This window comes from Kitasatospora sp. NPDC058184, assembly GCF_042883725.1.
In the GTDB taxonomy this organism is placed as follows: Bacteria; Actinomycetota; Actinomycetes; order Streptomycetales; family Streptomycetaceae; genus Kitasatospora.
This window is the reverse complement of the sequence record NZ_JBHVVE010000004.1, coordinates 67,211-83,630: the sequence shown is the minus strand read 5'-3', so window position 1 is coordinate 83,630 and position 16,420 is coordinate 67,211. Positions and strand designations below refer to the sequence as shown.

General features: G+C 73.1%; 13 protein-coding genes. 7 read left to right on the top strand and 6 right to left on the bottom strand.

The window, feature by feature from the left end; translation table 11 throughout:
- Positions 1–7: 7 nt before the first annotated feature.
- Positions 8–766, bottom strand: a complete 759-nt coding sequence (locus ACFVXH_RS08995) for a GntR family transcriptional regulator (protein WP_049651716.1) — start codon at positions 764–766, stop codon at positions 8–10.
- Positions 767–903: 137 nt separating this feature from the next.
- Here ACFVXH_RS08995 and ACFVXH_RS08990 point away from each other — a divergent pair, with 137 nt between their 5' ends.
- Positions 904–1,179 (top strand): hypothetical protein, encoded by a 276-nt coding sequence (locus ACFVXH_RS08990; RefSeq protein ID WP_074001331.1) that lies wholly within the window; start codon positions 904–906, stop codon positions 1,177–1,179.
- Between the two features lie 183 nt (positions 1,180–1,362).
- On the opposite strand, the gene ACFVXH_RS08985 is transcribed toward ACFVXH_RS08990, so the two are convergent.
- A complete protein-coding gene (locus ACFVXH_RS08985; RefSeq protein WP_074001330.1) occupies positions 1,363–1,647 on the bottom strand; it encodes a hypothetical protein in 285 nt (94 codons plus the stop codon).
- 214 nt (positions 1,648–1,861) lie between these two features.
- Here ACFVXH_RS08985 and ACFVXH_RS08980 point away from each other — a divergent pair, with 214 nt between their 5' ends.
- The 3 genes from ACFVXH_RS08980 to ACFVXH_RS08970 all read left to right on the top strand — a co-directional run bounded on the left by ACFVXH_RS08980 (position 1,862) and on the right by ACFVXH_RS08970 (position 8,061).
- On the top strand, positions 1,862–4,822 hold the full coding sequence (locus ACFVXH_RS08980) for a BTAD domain-containing putative transcriptional regulator (RefSeq protein WP_074001329.1): 2,961 nt from the start codon (positions 1,862–1,864) through the stop codon (positions 4,820–4,822).
- A 573-nt stretch (positions 4,823–5,395) separates the two neighbouring features.
- On the top strand, positions 5,396–6,067 hold the full coding sequence (locus ACFVXH_RS08975; protein WP_380737674.1) for a class I SAM-dependent methyltransferase: 672 nt from the start codon (positions 5,396–5,398) through the stop codon (positions 6,065–6,067).
- A gap of 83 nt (positions 6,068–6,150) precedes the next feature.
- Positions 6,151–8,061: an ATP-binding SpoIIE family protein phosphatase gene (locus ACFVXH_RS08970; protein ID WP_107418672.1), complete on the top strand. Its 1,911-nt coding sequence runs from the start codon at positions 6,151–6,153 to the stop codon at positions 8,059–8,061.
- A gap of 52 nt (positions 8,062–8,113) precedes the next feature.
- Here ACFVXH_RS08970 and ACFVXH_RS08965 read toward each other — a convergent pair whose 3' ends face one another.
- Entirely contained in the window at positions 8,114–10,297 is a 2,184-nt protein-coding gene (locus tag ACFVXH_RS08965; protein ID WP_387821745.1) for an MMPL family transporter, read from the bottom strand.
- Positions 10,298–10,421: 124 nt separating this feature from the next.
- On the opposite strand from ACFVXH_RS08965, the gene ACFVXH_RS08960 reads away from it, so the two are divergent.
- Complete coding sequence (locus tag ACFVXH_RS08960) at positions 10,422–11,081, top strand: TetR/AcrR family transcriptional regulator (RefSeq protein ID WP_074001327.1); 660 nt, start codon at positions 10,422–10,424, stop codon at positions 11,079–11,081.
- 13 nt (positions 11,082–11,094) lie between these two features.
- Here the strand turns inward: ACFVXH_RS08960 and ACFVXH_RS08955 are convergent, their stop codons facing one another.
- Positions 11,095–12,045 carry a LysR substrate-binding domain-containing protein gene (locus ACFVXH_RS08955; RefSeq protein WP_387821742.1) on the bottom strand — a complete coding sequence of 317 codons (951 nt, stop codon included), beginning with the start codon at positions 12,043–12,045 and terminating at the stop codon, positions 11,095–11,097.
- Positions 12,046–12,236: 191 nt separating this feature from the next.
- On the opposite strand from ACFVXH_RS08955, the gene ACFVXH_RS08950 reads away from it, so the two are divergent.
- Both ACFVXH_RS08950 and ACFVXH_RS08945 read left to right on the top strand, forming a co-directional pair.
- On the top strand, positions 12,237–12,788 hold the full coding sequence (locus ACFVXH_RS08950; RefSeq protein WP_049659815.1) for a peroxiredoxin: 552 nt from the start codon (positions 12,237–12,239) through the stop codon (positions 12,786–12,788).
- Positions 12,789–12,791: 3 nt separating this feature from the next.
- Positions 12,792–13,334 (top strand): alkyl hydroperoxide reductase, encoded by a 543-nt coding sequence (locus ACFVXH_RS08945; RefSeq protein WP_049659817.1) that lies wholly within the window; start codon positions 12,792–12,794, stop codon positions 13,332–13,334.
- Positions 13,335–13,430: 96 nt separating this feature from the next.
- Here the strand turns inward: ACFVXH_RS08945 and ACFVXH_RS08940 are convergent, their stop codons facing one another.
- The gene (locus tag ACFVXH_RS08940) at positions 13,431–14,984 is read right to left on the bottom strand and encodes an AI-2E family transporter (RefSeq protein WP_387821738.1); all 1,554 of its coding nucleotides are present in this window, start codon (positions 14,982–14,984) and stop codon (positions 13,431–13,433) included.
- Positions 14,985–15,503: 519 nt separating this feature from the next.
- A complete protein-coding gene (locus ACFVXH_RS08935; protein ID WP_181970664.1) occupies positions 15,504–16,262 on the bottom strand; it encodes a transglycosylase SLT domain-containing protein in 759 nt (252 codons plus the stop codon).
- Between the last annotated feature and the right edge of the window lie 158 nt (positions 16,263–16,420).

The following is a 16,420-nucleotide window of genomic DNA, read 5'->3' as shown; positions in this document are numbered from 1 at the left end:
GCCCGGCTCAGGCGTCGAAGTCGTACTCCAGGACGTAGGAGGCGGCGTCCAGGATCATCTCGTTGAGCTCGACGACCTGGCCCTCGTCGGCGAAGGCGGTGCGGCAGATCAGGATGACCGGGGTGCCGGCGGACAGCTCCAGGCGGGCGGACTCGTCGGCGCCGGGCATCCGGGAGCGGACCTCCTCGCGGAAGTGCACGGGCTTGGCGCCGATCTCGGCGAGCCGGGCGTAGGTGCCGCCGGGGCCGGTGTCCTCGCGGGTGATGGCGGTGCCGGAGACCAGCACGGCGGGCAGGTAGGAGGTCGAGAGCAGCACCGGCTTGCCGTCCAGGACGAAGCGGCGGTGCCGCACGCACATCGGGGCGCCCGGGTCGACCCCGAGCACCCGGGCCACGTGCTCGGGCGCGCCCCGCTCGGTGACGGACACCTGGTCGACCACCAGGCTGCGGTTGTCGATGTCCGCCGACCATATCGACCGGCCGGACCCCCACTGCCCCTGCGCCAGCCGCTGGATGCCGCGCCGGCGCAGCGGCCGGAAGTCCCGGACAAAGACCCCGGCGCCGCGCCGCGCCTCGGCGATGCCCTCGCTCTGCAGCACGCCCAGCGCCTGGCGGGCGGTCATCCGGGCCACGCCGTACTCGTCCATGAGGTCGTTCTCGCCGGGCAGGCGGTCGCCCGCGCGGTACCGGCCGGTGTCGATGGCCTCCTTCAGCGCTTCGGCGATCCGCTGGTACTTGGGCTGCTTGTCGCCATTGCTGCCGGTCATCGCCGCTCCCTCTGCCTGGGACAAATCGTAGGCGTGCCCGCGGTCGCCGGTAAGGAGATACGACCGTTGACATCTCTAGAGATATTAGCTTCTCTAGAGATGCTGGCCAGTCGCCGACCAGAGCGAGGAGCAGCACGGTGAGCACCCGACAGCGCAACGCCCCGGCCTACCGGCCCCACGTGGGTGAACTCGTCCTCGACCGGAGGACCGGACGCACCGGCATCTACATGGACACCATCGGCGGCGAGCACTACCTGCGCCCCGAGGGCGGCGGCCGGGAATGGGCCGCGGAACCGCACCACGTCGCCCCCGCCCCCGAGACCCGCGATTCGGCCGAATACGATCTTCCCCGCCAATTTCGGCAAAACGCAGACAAACGGCAGCATTCCGACCACCGCAATACCCCCGGGTGAATCGGTAATTCCGGAACGTGCCCCGGCCACCGTCGGGCACGTTACGGATATCGCCGGTCACCATGAGTGCACCACTGGTGCGTTTCGGCCACCGGTCGACACCGACGCGGAATTGGCGTGCCCATAACCGACCGCGCCCCCACGCCCGGACGGGGGCGCGGGGGCACCGGGGCCGCGACCCGCTTACGGGTGGCCCATGATGATGTTCTCCGGCTCGTACGTCTTGCTCGGCTTGCCGGTGGCCGGCTCGGTCGGCTGGTCCAGGTACTCGCCCTCGTCGCCGAACGTGCCGTTCTCGAACGCGTCCTTCTGCTCGTCGGTCGGCGCGGCGTACTCGGCCGGGTTCGAGGACACGGCCACCGCGTCCTCGACAGCCTTGCCCGCCTCCACAGCGGCGGCCGGGGCCTCGGTCTTCGTCCCGTTCTCGGGCGTCGACAGCACCGGGGTCTCGCTCTGGTCGTTGGCCATTGGGCGGCCGCCTTTCGGTCATCAAATGTGTTCAGCCCGACCTTCGTGGCGCGGGCGCGGGGACAGTATCGTAGGGTTGATTAAATGTCCGATAAACATCGTGCGGCTTGCGGTGCCGTCCGACAGAGTCGGGCGTCCGCCTAAGCTGAAGCACCGCGGCGGACCGCCGAGCGCCCTTTCACGGAATCAACACCACAGGCCATCGGGGGACTTCATGGAGTTTCGGGAGACGCCGCAGACCCCTGCGCTGCGCTTCCAAGTCCTCGGTCCGGTCCAGGCCTGGCTCGACGGCAAGCCCCTCTCCCTCGGGTCCCCCCAGCAACAAGCCGTTCTGACCACTCTTCTGCTGCACTCCGGGCGCCCGGTCACCACACAGGACCTGGTCGATTCGCTCTGGGGCGAACGGCCCCCGGCTCAGGCCGTGGCCGCACTCCGCACGTACGTCTCCCGCCTGCGCTCGGTCATCGAGCCCCGCCGGGAGGTCCGCAGACCAGCCGAACTCCTGGTCTCGGTCGCCGACGGCTACGCCCTGCGCATCCCCGGCGAGGCTCTCGACCTGGCAATCTTCGAACGGCTCTCCGCCGACGCCGCGGCCGCCCGCACCTCGGGCGACAAGCACGAGGCGCACCGACTGCTGACCCAGGCGCTGGACCTGTTCAGCGGCCGCCCGCTCACCGGCATCCCCGGCCCCTATGCCGACACCCAGCGGCTGCGGCTCGGCGAGCGCCAGGTCGACGCCGCCGAAGAGCTGTGCGCCGCCGCCCTCGACATCGGCCTGCACGCCGAGATCGTCGTCGAGCTCAACAACCTGACGACCGAGCACCCCCTGCGCGAGCGTCTGCGAGAGCTGCTGATGCTGGCGCTGTACCGCTGCGGTCGCCAGGCCGAGGCACTCGGCGTCTACACCGACACCCGCAAGCTCCTGATCGAGGAGCTCGGGGTGGAACCGGGCGTCGGCCTGTCCTCGATGCACAATCGCATCCTCGCGGCCGATCCGGCGCTCACCCTCCCGGCCGTACCCGCTCCCGCAGCTCGCGAGGACGGCCCGGCCGCGCCCCCCGCTCCAGCCCAACTCCCGGCTGACGTCTCCGACTTCAGCGGCCGTTTGAATCTGGTGGGCGACCTCTCCGCGGTCCTGATGAACGCCACCGGCCAGGCCGTGGTGGTGACCTCACTGGCGGGCATCGGCGGCGTCGGCAAGACCACCCTCGCCGTGCACGTCGCCCACCGCGTCCGCGCCGAGTTCCCGGACGGACAGCTGTACGTCGACCTGCGCGGAGCCGGCTCCTCGCCCGCCGACCCGGTGGTCGTGCTGGGCGACTTCCTGCACGCCCTCGGCGTCGCGGAGAGCCCCGACTCGCTGGAACAGCGCGCCGCCCTCTACCGTTCGCTGCTCGCCAGCCGACGGATGCTGATCCTGCTCGACAACGCGCGCGACGCCGACCAGATCCGACCGCTCATCCCCGGGGTCTCCGGCTGCGCGGTGCTCGCCACCAGCCGGTCCCGGCTGGCCGGCATCCCCGGCGCCCAGCTGTTCGACGTCGAGGAACTGACCCCGGAGGAGGCGCTGGCGCTGTTCTCGGCCATCGTCGGGGAGCAAAGGGTCGCCGCCGAGCCGGAGGCGGCCATGAAGGTCGTCACCGCCTGCGGCTTCCTGCCGTTGGCCGTCCGCATCGCCGCCGCCCGGCTGGCCAGCCGCCCGCGCTGGAGCGTCTCCGACCTGGCCCGTCGGTTAGCCGACCAACGCCGTCGGCTGGACGAACTCCAGCTCGGCAACCTCGCTGTGGAGACCACCATCGGGCTCGGCTACGGACAGCTGTCCGTGGACGAGGCCCGCGCCTTTCGGCTGCTCGCCCTGATCGACTCCCCCGATATCCCGCTGGCCGCCGCCGCGGCGCTGCTCGGGGTGGACGAGTACGCCGCCGAGGACCTCGCCGAGGCGCTGGTCGAGGCGAACATGCTGGAGTGCTTCACCCCCGGCCGCTACCGCTACCACGACCTGCTTCGGCTCTACGCCCAGCGGAAGAACGAGCGGATCGGGGACACCGGGGAGCAGGAGCGGGCGGTGTCGCGGCTGCTCGACCTGTTGATCCCGACCGTCCGCAACGCGGCCCGGACCATCGAACCGGACGACACCGAGCCCGAGCTGCTGGCCACGCCCTCCTCACCGGGAATGGGCCTGCCGACCAGCGGCTCCGCCCAGGACTGGCTCCGGACCGAGGGCGCCCTGCTGCTCAACGCCATGGCCGCGGCGGCGAACGGGCCCAGCAGCGCCCAGCACGCGGCGATCGACCTGCTGATCCTGCTGTACGGTCTCGGCCCCGACCCCACCCACGGTCCTCAGGTACGGCCGATCCTGGAGACCCTCGGCCACGCGGCGGAGCAGCGCGGCGACTCCGCCGCACTCGCGCGGGTCCATTTCGCCCTCGGCGCCCTGAAGTCCGTCACCAGCGACTTCCAGAACGCCGAACACTCACTGCGCCGCAGCCTCGACCACCAGGCTCCGGACGACCCGTCGGTCCTGCTACTGGCCACGGCCAACACGCTGGGCGTGATCCTGAGCGTGGGGAACCGCCCGGCCGAGGCCCTGCCCTTCCTCGAACAGGCCCTGGCCATCAACCGGCAGGTCGGCACGGCGTTCGGGGAAGCGCGGATCGTCAGCAACATCGCCCGGGTGCAGCACCGCCTCGGCATGACCGAGACGGCGATCCGGTCCGCCGGTGAAGGCGTCGCCGCCGCCCGGGCCTCCAAGAACGGCCCGCTGCTCGCCCAGACCCTCTACCAGCTGGGCGTGGTGCTCTCCGGTGCCGAGGCCGTCCCGCACCTGCGGGAGGCGCACCGGCTGTACCGGGCCCAGCGGAACCCACTGTGGGAGGGCTACACCCTGGCCCGCTTGGCCTCCGCCCTGCTCGTCGCCGACCAGCACGCCGAGGCGGCCTCGGCGGCCGGCGAGTCACTGGCGCTCGGGCAGGAGATGGACTCCGCCTACTGCCAGGGCCTGGCGAACGCCGCACTGGGCGAGGCCCTGTTGGCGCTCGCCCAGCCGGCTCGTGGACTCGCCTGCCTCCAAGAGGCCCATGCGATCTTCACACGGCTCGGTGTGCCTGAGGCCTCCCCCGTGGCGGACCTCATCTCCCAGCAGCACACCGAGCCCTTCTCTCCCCCCGCGCCGTAAGGCTTCCGCTCCCCCACGGACAACCTCCCCCGTTCCGCGCGTCGGCGCCCCCGCAGCCCCCCGGCTGCGGGAGCGCCCTCAACGCTTCCCCGGCGCTGGACTCCACTGTGCACCGCGCCGATTGACGTTCGATAAACGTCCGATAGTCAGCCCGCGGATGGACAAAACCGCAGGTCATCGACCTTCCCCGGGCGCATCGTCCGGCGTGCGGGGCCGCGCGCACAACCCCGTCCGCACCCTCGTGCTTCCGCAACCCGGGCCACAACGGCCCAAGCACGGCGAGTTGGCCGGAAACGGACCCCATGGCGCAGTGATCACGCATATTCTCAGATGCCAGTACGCACACGAGTGTCGGCCGGAAACGCGTCGGGGTGCAGTCCGTCCGTGTGGTGCGGAGAGCGTGACGTACCGCCACCGGCAGCGGCCCCCGGGGCCGCGGAGGAGCCACCGGAGGCCACGGGTGGAAGGGTGCCTCGCAACGTGACGACCGGACAGATATCCGACCCGTTCCCCGTCGGCGAGGACGCCGGCGACGACGAGCCCGAGGTACGGCGGCGGCGGGCGGCCCGGGCGCTGCAGGCGGTCGCCTTCGACACCATCGGCGCCGGGTACGGCGAGGCCTTCCCGGCCAAGGACGGCCAGCTGGCCTGCGGCCGGCGGCTGGTCGCCGAGCTCGAACCGGGCGCCCGGGTCCTGGACGTCGGCTGCGGCACCGGTGACCCGACCGTCCGCCAGCTGGCCGCGGCCGGTCTGCGGGTGACCGGCGCGGACCTCTCCGACGGGATGCTCACGCTGGCCCGGCGGACCGTCTTCCCGGGCGGGTTTGCGCCAGTGTTCCATCGGATCGACCTGTACGATCTGGCCACCGAGCGGGCGGACCGGGTCTGGAACGCCCCCGACCTGGGGTCGGAGGGCCGGGGCCGCTTCGCCGCGATCACCGCGTTCTTCTCGCTGATCCTGCTGCCGCAGGACGAGATCCCGACCGTGCTGGGGCAGCTGCGCGAACTCCTGCGGCCGGCCGGACTGCTGGCGCTCGGTATGGTCGAGGCGGACCTGGATCACGTTCCGCTTCCGTTCCTTGGCAGAGAGCTGCGGATCAGTGGGTATCTGAGGGAGGATCTGGAGCGGGTTCTGGTCTCGGCCGGCTTCGCCGTCGAGGAGTGCTCGGGGCATCCGTACGCACCGGCCAGTACCTCGCTGCCGCCGGAGGAACAGCTGTTCCTGTGCTGTCGACGCGTCGGCTGATCGAACCGGGACAGGACCGGCCGCACCCGTGGCCGACGCAACAGAACAGCTCACCGACCACACCGAATCCAGGACAGGCAGCCGTGCGCGACCAGCTCAAGACCGAGGCGGAGCAGCCGCCCGCCGTCCCGGGCCAGCGCCGCCAGGTCCCGGCCGCGACAGCGGGCCCGACACCGCCGGCCCCGGGCCTGACGGCGGCCCCGGTCCCGGCCCTGGCAGCGGCCCCGGCCGCCGCGCGACGGACGGGCGCACGACCGGAGCGCACCGAGATGGCGGACCGCCTGGCGTACCTCGACTCGGCGACCCGGCGGATCAACAGCGCCCTCGACCTCGCCGCGACACTGCGCAACATCGGCCGGGTGCTGGTCCCGACGCTCGCCGACGCCGCCGTCATCCACCTGCGCGACCCGCTGCCCAACGTCGAACGCGAGCCCGGGTTCCCGGAGGAGCTGCGGATACACCACAGCACCGGCACCCGGATCGGCCGCCGCGGCCGCCCGAGCGGCATGGACGACCGGCGCCGCTCCCGCTACGGCGCCCGCTCGACCGCCGACGGCGGCCCGGCCACCCCGGTGACCCGCGGCGGGGCGCTCGCCCACGCCCTGCTGAGCCGCCGCCCCGCCGACCCCGCCGTCCTCGGCACCCCCTCCGCCGAGCGCGCCGAGACGCTGCTGCGCGAGCTGTACGGCACCCGCGGGGTGGCCCGGCTGGCCGCCGGCACCTCCGTCCTCGCCCTGCCGCTGCGCGGCCGCAAGGCCGTGCTCGGGCTGCTGATACTGATCCGCCGCCCTCCCGAACGCACCGGCCGCCCGGTCTTCGACGCCGCGGACACCGCGACCGCGGCGCACCTCGCCACCCAGGCCGGGCTGGCCGTGGACACCGCGCTGCGCTACGCCCGCGAGTGGGAGATCGCCAACGAGCTCCAGCGCAGCATGCTGCCGCTGCGCCTGCCGCAGTCGCACGGCGTCCGGATCGCCCAGCGCTACCTGCCCGGTGAGCGCGGCGCGCAGGTCGGCGGGGACTGGTACGACGCCGTCCCGCTGCCCGGCAACCGGGTCGCCCTGATCGTCGGCGACGTGATGGGCCACTCGCTCACCTCGGCCGCCATCATGGGCCAGCTGCGCACCAGCGCCCAGACCCTGGCCGCCCTCGACCTGCCGCCGCACGAGGTGCTCTACCACCTGGACGAGCAGGCCCAGCGGCTCGGCCGCGAACAGCACCTGGCCACCTGCGTCTACGCGGTGTACGACCCGATCGCCAACCGGGTGGTGATGGCCAACGCCGGGCACGTCCCGCCGGTGCTGGTCCGCCCGGACGGCACCGCCGAGCTGGTCGAGCTGGACTCCGGGGCGCCGATCGGCGTCGGCGGGGTGGACTTCAACTCCGTCGAACTGCCCGCGCCGCCCGGCTCGGCGCTGCTGCTGTTCACCGACGGCCTGGTGGAGACCCGCACCCGCCCGATCAGCGACGGCCTGGAGGTGCTGCGCGCCCGGATCGCCGCCGCCCGCTGGCAGTCCCCCGAGCAGCTGTGCCAGGAGGCGCTGCGGATCCTGCCGCCCGGCGACCGGGGCGACGACATCGCGCTGCTCGGCGCCTGCTTCGACGGCATCCCGGCCGGGGACGTCGCGCACTGGTACCTCCAGCCGCGCAACGAGACGCCGGGCCGGGCCCGCCGGCTGGCCGCGCACACGCTGCGCCGCTGGGGGCTGGACGAGCTCAGCGAGGCGACCGAGCTGATGGTCAGCGAGCTGGTGACCAACGCCGTCCAGCACGCGACCCGGCCGGTCACCCTGAGCCTGGTGCGCACCACCCGGCTGCGCTGCGAGGTCGGCGACGACAGCCCGCTGCTGCCGCGCCCGCGCCGCACCGGGCCGGAGGACGAACGCGGGCGCGGGCTGCAGATAGTCGCCCGGTGCGCGGACCGCTGGGGCGCGACCAGGCTGGGCACCGGCAAGGTGGTCTGGTTCGAGCAGCGGCTGCCCGTCCAGACCTGACGGCGCCCGGCGGGAACGGGTCCCGCCGGACGCCCGGACCTGCCCCCGGGTCTCAGACCCGGGCGGGCTCCCGCGCCGGCCCCTTCTCCAGCTCGGCGATCAGCTGCTCGCCCTCCATGTCGACCTTCGGCACGACCTTCTCCAGCCGCTTCGGGAACCACCAGGCGGCCCGGCCGAACAGCGCCATCGCGGCCGGCACCAGCGCCATCCGCACCACGAAGGCGTCCACCAGCACGCCCACCGCGAGGGCGAAGCCGATCGGCTGGACGATCGGGTCGTGGCCGAAGACGAACGAGCCGAACACCGCCACCATGATCAGCGCGGCCGCCGTGACCACCCGGGCCCCGTTCTTCACCCCGCCGACGACCGCCTCGCGCGGCGCCGCCCCGTGCACGTGCTGCTCCTTCATCCCGGAGACCAGGAACAGCTCGTAGTCCATCGCCAGCCCGAACAGCACGCCGATCAGCAGGATCGGCACGAAGCTCACCACCGGCCCGACCTTGGGCACGTCGATCAGCCCGTCCAGCCAGCCCCACTGGTAGACCGCGACCACCGCGCCGAGCGAGGCGGTGATGCTGAGCAGGAAGCCGGCCACCGCCTTGAGCGGGACGAGCACCGAGCGGAACGCCAGCGCCAGCAGCACCAGCGCGATCCCGACGATCACCGCGAGGAACGGCGGCAGCGCCTGGCCGAGCTTGGTGGAGACGTCGATGTTGGCGGCGGTGGTGCCGGTGACGGCGATGTCCGCGCCGGTCGCCGCCCTGAGCTCCGCCTTCTGGCCGCGGATCTCGTTGACCAGCGCCTTGGTGTCCTCGTGGTCCGGGCCGGTCCGCGGGATGACGGTCACCAGCGCGGTGCCGCTCGCCTGGTCGACGGTCGGCGGCAGCAGCGTCGCCACGCCGTCGAGGGTCTGGAGCTTCGCGGCCACGCCCTGCACCGCCTGCTCGGGCCGCGGCGCGCCGTGGGCGTCCACCACGACCACCAGCGGCGCGTTGAAGCCCGGCCCGAAGGCCTCGCCCACCAGGTCGTACGCCTTGCGCGCGTCCGTCCCGGCGGCCTGCGAACCGCCGCTCGGCAGGCCGAGGTTCAGGCTCGCGGCGGGCACCGCCAGGGCGCCCAGCCCGGCCAGCCCGACCAGCAGGACGGGCAGCGGGCGGCGGACCACGAAGCGGCCCCAGCGCTCGCCCAGGGTGGTGCGGCCGTTGGTGGCCAGGGCCCGCTTCCAGACCGGCAGCCGGTCGATGGCCCGGCCGGTGAAGCCCAGCACGGCGGGCAGCAGCGTGATCGCGACCAGGACGGCCACCACGACGGCCGCGGAGGCGGCCAGGCCCATCACGGTGAGGAAGGGGACGCCCGCGACGGAGAGCCCGGCGAGCGCGACGACCACGGTCAGACCGGCGAAGACGACGGCGCTGCCGGCGGTCGCGGTGGCCCGGGCGGCGGACTCCTCCGGCGCCAGGCCCTCGTCCAGGTGGCGGCGGTACCGGAAGAGGATGAACAGCGCGTAGTCGATGCCGACCGCGAGGCCGACCATCAGGGCCAGCACCGGCGCGGTGGTGATGATCTCGAAGGAGCCGGTGAGCGCCAGCAGGCCGGCCATCGTCACGCCGACGCCGACCAGCGCGGTCAGCAGCGGCAGCCCGGCGGCGACCAGCGTGCCGAGGGTGACCACCAGGACCACCCCGGCCACCACCAGGCCGATCGCCTCACTGGCGCCCTCGATCTGGGCCATGGTGTTGTAGGCGTCGCCGCCGAAGGCCACTTCGAGCCCAGCCGCGCGGGCCGGCTCGGCGGCGGCCTTCACCGCCTCGCGCTGCCCGTCGGTGACGTCGGCGAGCTTGTGGTCGAAGGAGACCAGGGCGATCGCGACCTTCCCGTCCGGCGAGAGCGCGCCGGTGGCGTACGGGTCGGGCACCGCGGCCACGCCCGGCACCTGGGCCATCCGGGCGACGGCCTCGCCGACCGCCCGGCCCGCCTCGGGCGTCCCGATGCCGCCGGGGGCGCCGGCGGCGAAGACGACCTGCGCGGAGCCGTGGCCCTGCGCCGGGAAGGTGTCCTTGATCCGGTCCAGGGTGGCCTGCGCCTCGGTGCCCGGGACCTTGAACTCGTCGGTGGTCTTGCCGGCGAAGGCGCCCGCGGCCCCGCCGACGGCGATGAGCAGGGCGATCCAGACGGCGACGACGGCCCGCCGTCGCCGGAAGCAGAAGCGGCCCAGTCGGTACAGGTACGTGGCCATCGGCGGTCCCTCGGGTCGGTCAGGGCAGGTCGCGTCCCACCGTAGACCGAACTTTGTCGGGTGACAAAGTTGGCCGACAAGATCGTGCGACACAGTTGCCCGACCATGGCGCTACCCTGGCGGGATGGCACACGTCCCCGCCTCCGAACGCCGACCGCAACTGGTCCAGGCCGCCATCGACCTGATGACCAGGGAGGGGATCGCGGCCGGCAGCACCCGCGCGATCGCGGCCGAGCTGGGCGTGGCGCAGGCGACGGTGCACTACACCTTCGGCACCAAGAAGGACCTCTACCGGGCGATCGTCGAGCGGCTGACCTCCGACTTCGTCGGCGAGGTGCGCGCCGCCTCCCCGGGCGACGGCGCGTTCGGCGAGCAGGTCCGCACCCTGGTGCAGGCGCTCTGGGAGGCCGCCACCGGCGAGCACGGGCACTGCGTGCTGCTGAGCGAGTTCGGGGCGCTGGCGCTGCGCGACCCGGACATGCGGGAGATCATGCTGGAGATGCAGCACGACATCGAGGGCACCGCCGTCGAGATGCTCGACGCCCTCGCGGCCGCCCACGGCCTGACCCTGGCACTGCCCGCCCGCCGGATCGCCGTCCACTTCCTCGGCGGCTTCGACGGCCTGACGGCCCGCCACCTGACCCTGCGCAACCCCGGCGACCGGCCCGACCCGGACACCCTGGAGGCGCTGGAGCTGCTGGTCGCCACGACGGTCGGGCTCTGCCTGGGCACCCCGGCCGCCCGCCCCGAGCCGGGCTGGCACGGGGACCGGGACGGGCTCTGAGCCGGGACTGGCCCTAGGACACGATCCGGACCGGCAGCTCGACCAGCACCTCGCGCAGCGCGGCCGCGAAGCGCTCGTACTCGGCGCTGCGGGCCGAGCCCGGCCGGACGGCCAGCCCGATCCGGCGGCCGGGCGCCGGGGCGGCGAAGCGGACGGCGGCCAGCCGGTCGGTGCGCCCGGCCTCGACGTCCAGTGCGGTGGCGGGCAGCAGGGTCACCCCGAGGCCGCCGGCGACCAGCTGGACCAGGGTGGACAGGCCGGCCGCCCGGGTGGTCGAGCCCGCCGGGTCGGCGCCGACCTCGCGGCAGATGTCCAGCGCCTGGTCGCGCAGGCAGTGGCCCTCCTCCAGCAGCAGGACCTCCAGGTCGAGCAGCACGTCGCGCGGTACGTCGATCCTCCCGGCGAGCGGGTGGGCGGGCGGGGTGAGCAGGACGAAGTCCTCGTCGAACAGCGGGATGTCCCTGGTCGGCGAGGTCCCGCCGGCCGGCAGCGCGAGCAGCAGGACGTCCAGCCGCCCGGCGGCCAGGCCCTCCAGCAGCGAGGGGGTGCGCTCCTCGTGGACGTGCGGCTCCAGGTCCGGGAAGCGGTCGCGGACCAGCCGCAGCACGGTGGGCAGCAGGTAGGGCGCGACGGTCGGGATGACGCCGAGGTGCAACGGCCCGGTGAACGGGCGGCGGGCGGCCTCGACCTCCTCGGTGAGGGCCTGCAGCGAGGCGAGCACCCGGCGGGCGTGCTGGTGCACGCGCTCCCCCAATGGGGTGACAATCACCTTGCGCGTCGTACGCTCGACCAGTTGTGCGCCCAGCGACTCCTCCAGCGCCGCGACCGCCCCGGACAGCGCGGGCTGGCTGGTCCCGGTGGCGGCGGCGGCCTCCCGGAAGTGCCGGTGCTCGGCCACCGCGACGAAGGCCCGCAGCTGGGCGACGGTCGGGGTGCGCGGGCTGCGGACTGTGGCGCTCGACACAGTCGGGTCGGCCTTGGTGCCGCCGTTCCTGCGGGAACCCGGCCGCGACGTGGGGGATTCGTTACTGATAACAATCTCCGATCAGACACATCCAGTGTAGCTATTTCCCTGATCAGTCCACGATGTGGAACTGTGAGCGGTGTCCGGATTCCGGACAAAGCTCCCCTCATCTCACTTCAGGAGAAGCGAACGTGCTCACGATCGGTGACAAGTTCCCCGAGTTCGACCTCAAGGCCTGTGTCGACCTGGATGCCGCGAGCGCCTTCGCCGACATCAACCACAAGTCCTACGAGGGCAAGTGGAAGGTCGTCTTCTTCTGGCCGATGGACTTCACCTTCGTCTGCCCGACCGAGATCGCCGCGTTCGGCAAGCTGAACGACGAGTTCGCCGACCGCGACGCCCAGATCCTCGGCGTCTCCGGCGACTCCGAGTTCGTGCACCACGCCTGGCGCAAGGACCACAAGGACCTGCGCGACCTGCCCTTCCCGATGCTGGCCGACATCAAGCACGAGCTGATGCGCGCCTGCGGCGTCGAGGGCGAGGACGGCACCGCCCAGCGCGCCGTCTTCATCGTCGACCCGAACAACGAGATCCAGTTCGTCATGGTCACCGCCGGCTCCGTCGGCCGTAACCCCAAGGAGGTCCTGCGGGTGCTGGACGCCCTGCAGACCGACGAGCTGTGCCCGTGCAACTGGAACAAGGGCGAGGACACCCTCGACGCCCAGGCCCTGCTGGCGGGCTGACCCATGGCTCTCGACGACCTGAAGGCCGCCCTCCCGGACTACGCCAAGGACCTCAAGCTCAACCTGGGCTCGGTCATCGGCAACTCCGACCTCCCCGCCCAGCAGCTCTGGGGCACCGTGCTGTCCTGCGCGATGGCCACCCGCAGCCCCGGCCTGCTGCGCGAGCTGGAGCCCGAGGCCAAGGCCAACCTCTCCCCGGAGGCGTACACCGCCGCCAAGGGCGCGGCCGCGATCATGGGGATGAACAACGTCTACTACCGGACGCTGCACCTGCTCTCCGACAAGGAGTACAGCACGATGCGGGCCGGTCTGCGGATGAACATCATCGGCACCCCGGGCGTCGAGAAGGTCGACTTCGAGCTCTGGTGCTTCGCGGTCTCGGCCATCAACGGCTGCGGCCAGTGCCTCGACTCGCACGAGGCCGTGCTGCGCAAGGCCGGCGTCGAGCGCGAGGTCGTCCAGGCCTCGATGAAGATCGCCGCCGTCCTCCAGGCCGTGGCCGGCGTCCTCGACTCCGAGGCCGCCCTGGCGGACGTCACCGCCTGACGCACCCCGGCACCCCGACGGGCCCCTCCCGGACACCATGTCCGCGAGGGGCCCGTCGTCGTTCTCCCGCGCCGGTCGCCCCGGCACGGCGGCGGGTCAGTCGGTGGCGGGCGCGGCCGACGGGGCGGGGTGGGCGGCCGCGGTGCGCTCGGCGGCGGGTTCGGCCGCGCGCCCCGCCGTGCGCTCGGCGGCCTCACGGGCGGCTTCGAGCGCGGTGAAGACGGCCTGGCCGGCCTCGTTGCGGCGGCGCAGGTGGGCGACCACGGTGTTGGTGACGGCGATCAGCGGGACGGCGACCACCGCGCCGCCGATGCCGCCGATGATGCCGCCGGCCGCGACGCCGAGCACGACGCCGAGCGGGTGGACCCGGACGGCCCGGCCGAGGATCAGCGGCTGGAGGATGTGGCTCTCCACCTGCATCACCGCGACCAGCACCACCAGCACCATCAGCGCCGTCCACGGCCCCTGGGTGACCAGCGCGATCAGCACCGCCACGGTGCCGGTGATCAGCGCGCCGACCAGCGGGACGAAGGCGCCCAGGAAGATGATCACGGCCAGCGGCAGCGCCAGCGGCACGCCCAGCAGGTCGACGCCGATGCCGATGCAGAGCGCGTCGATGAAGGCCACGCAGACCGTGCCGCGCACGTAGGCGGTGAGCGTCGCCCAGGCCTTCGGGCCGGCCCCGGCCATCGCGAACCGGGAGTGCCGGGGCAGGCCGCGCAGCGCCCAGTTCCAGATCTTCGCGCCGTCGTAGAGGAAGAAGAAGGTGGTGAAGAAGGTCATCAGCAGCGCGGTCAGCACCTCGACGGCGATCTGCGCGCCGGTGATCGAGGCCGAGGTGAGCTGATCGGTGTTGGTGGTGATGGCCTTGGTGATCTGGTTGGCGAAGTCGGTGATCTGCTGCTGGGTCAGGTGCAGCGGCCCGGTGACCAGCCAGTCCCGCAGCTGGTTGACGCCGGTCTTCACCTGGGTGGTGACGTCCGAGAGGTTGGTCGACACCTGCCAGACGACGAACCAGCCGACCAGCCCGATCCCGGCCAGACCGCTGAGGAAGACCCCGCCCGCCGCCAGCGAGCGCGGCACCCCGTGCCGGCGCAGCCAGGAGACCGAGGGCTCCAGCAGCGCGGTGATCAGCAGCGAGGCCAGCACCGAGAAGGCCACCAGACGCAGCATGTCGACCACGTAGAAGACGACGTAGAGCGCGGCGCCGAGCAGCAGCAGCCGCCAGGTCGACTCGGCGGCCACCCGCAGGCCCCACGGCACCGCCTCGGCGGGTGTGGCCGGGCGGCCGGGGTGGTACTCCCGCCCGAGCCCGACGTGCGCGGCCGGGGCGGCCGGGGCCGGTTGGGCCGCCGGAGCCGTCGGGGCCGGCGCGGCGGACGGCGGGACCGGCTCGGCCGCCGGGGCCGGGTCGGCCTGCGGCACCGGAACGGCCCGCGGGACGGGGACGGGGCCCGGCGCCTCGACGAGTGCCGGGACGTGCCCGTCCACGAGCGCCGGTACCGGCCCTTCGGCCAGTGCCGGGAGTGCCGGTTCGTGCGGGTCGGCCGCCATCGCGGCACGCCGGCGCCGTTCGATCACGGCGGCCGCGCTCGCCACCACGGCCATGCCCTTGGCCACGGCCTTGAAGGCCTTTCCGCCCCGCGCCATCCTCGCTACCACCGCTCCCCTGCCGAACCCGCCGTGTCCGGCGGTACGCCGCGGGTCCTGCCGCGGCCGTCAGGGATGACGCTACCCGCCGGAGGAGCGGCGAGTCCGGTCGCCGGTCCGTTCGACTCGAACCGTCCATCCCGATGAACCGGACAAAACGCAAGGTTCCATGCGGTTTCGGACACGGTTCACCGGGGAGGAGTCGGGACGAGACCCCGGAACCCAGCCGCCGAGGTCGCCCCACGGCCAACCGCCGGCGGACCGGCCGGTGCGGGGAGCAACCAGGACCCCTCCCCGCGCCCCGCGTCCGCAACCGGGGCCGCACCGCCCGAGGGCGCACTGGTCAGCGCCGCCCGGGCGGCGCGGTCCGCCCCCTCGCCGCGAAGCCGGAGAACCGCTCGGCCGCGAACCGGAGAGAACAGCCGGGCCGGAGAACGCCACGGCCCCCGGTCGCTCGCCCGAGGAGGGCGAACGGCCGGGGGCCGGGTGGAACCGCGCCGCCGGAGCGGCAGCCGTTTCCTAGTACCAGTTGTGCGCCTGCCAGAACGACCACGCACCGCAGGGGCTGCCGTAGCGGGAGTTCATGTAGCCGACGCCCCACTTGATCTGGGTGGCCGGGTTGGTGCGCCAGTCGGCACCGGCCGAGGCCATCTTGGTGCCGGGCAGCGCCTGGACCAGACCGTAGGCACCGGAGCTCTTGTTGGTCGCGGTGTAGTCCCAGCCGCTCTCGCGCTTCACGATCTGGCTGAAGCACTGGAACTGCGCGTCGTTGCCGACGATCTGCCGGGCCAGGTCCTGGACCGAGCCGGGGCTGACCGAGACGGGCGGCGCGCTGTCCTCCACCGCGCTCATCGCGGAGCGGGACTTGGAACGGTTCGCGGCGGCCTCGTCGGCCTTGCGCTTGTCGTCCGCGGCCTTGGCGGCCTTCTCCGCGTCGGCCTTGGCCTGGGCGTCGGCCTTCGCCTGGGCGTCCGCGGCGGCCTGCTGGCGCGCGGCCTCCTCGGCGGCCTTCTGCTCCGCGGCGGCCTTGGCGGCGGCGTCGGCGGAGGCCTGCTGGGCGGATGCCTGCTGGCCGATGTTGTCACTGATGGTCTGCGCCTGGGCGCCAGAGGGGACTTCGGCAAGCAGGGTCGCGCCCGCGACGTCGACCGTCTGCGTCGTCTTGCCCTCGCTGCCCGAGGCCATGCCCACGACGGCACCGACAGCGGTGACGGCGGTGGCGGAGGCCACAGCGACTCCCCGGACCGAGATCCGAGTCACATGGATTCCTTCCAGCATCGCCCACGCGTGACCGTACGGGCGCAACATGCCCCTTGACACTGACCTCCGCACGGTGCACTGGTCACGGGAGGTGCTGGCCCGGCGTCCGGCCGAGGTGAGTCGACCAGGCGTTGGAATCGGGCGGCGTACGGCTCAACGTTCTTCAATTGTGCGTC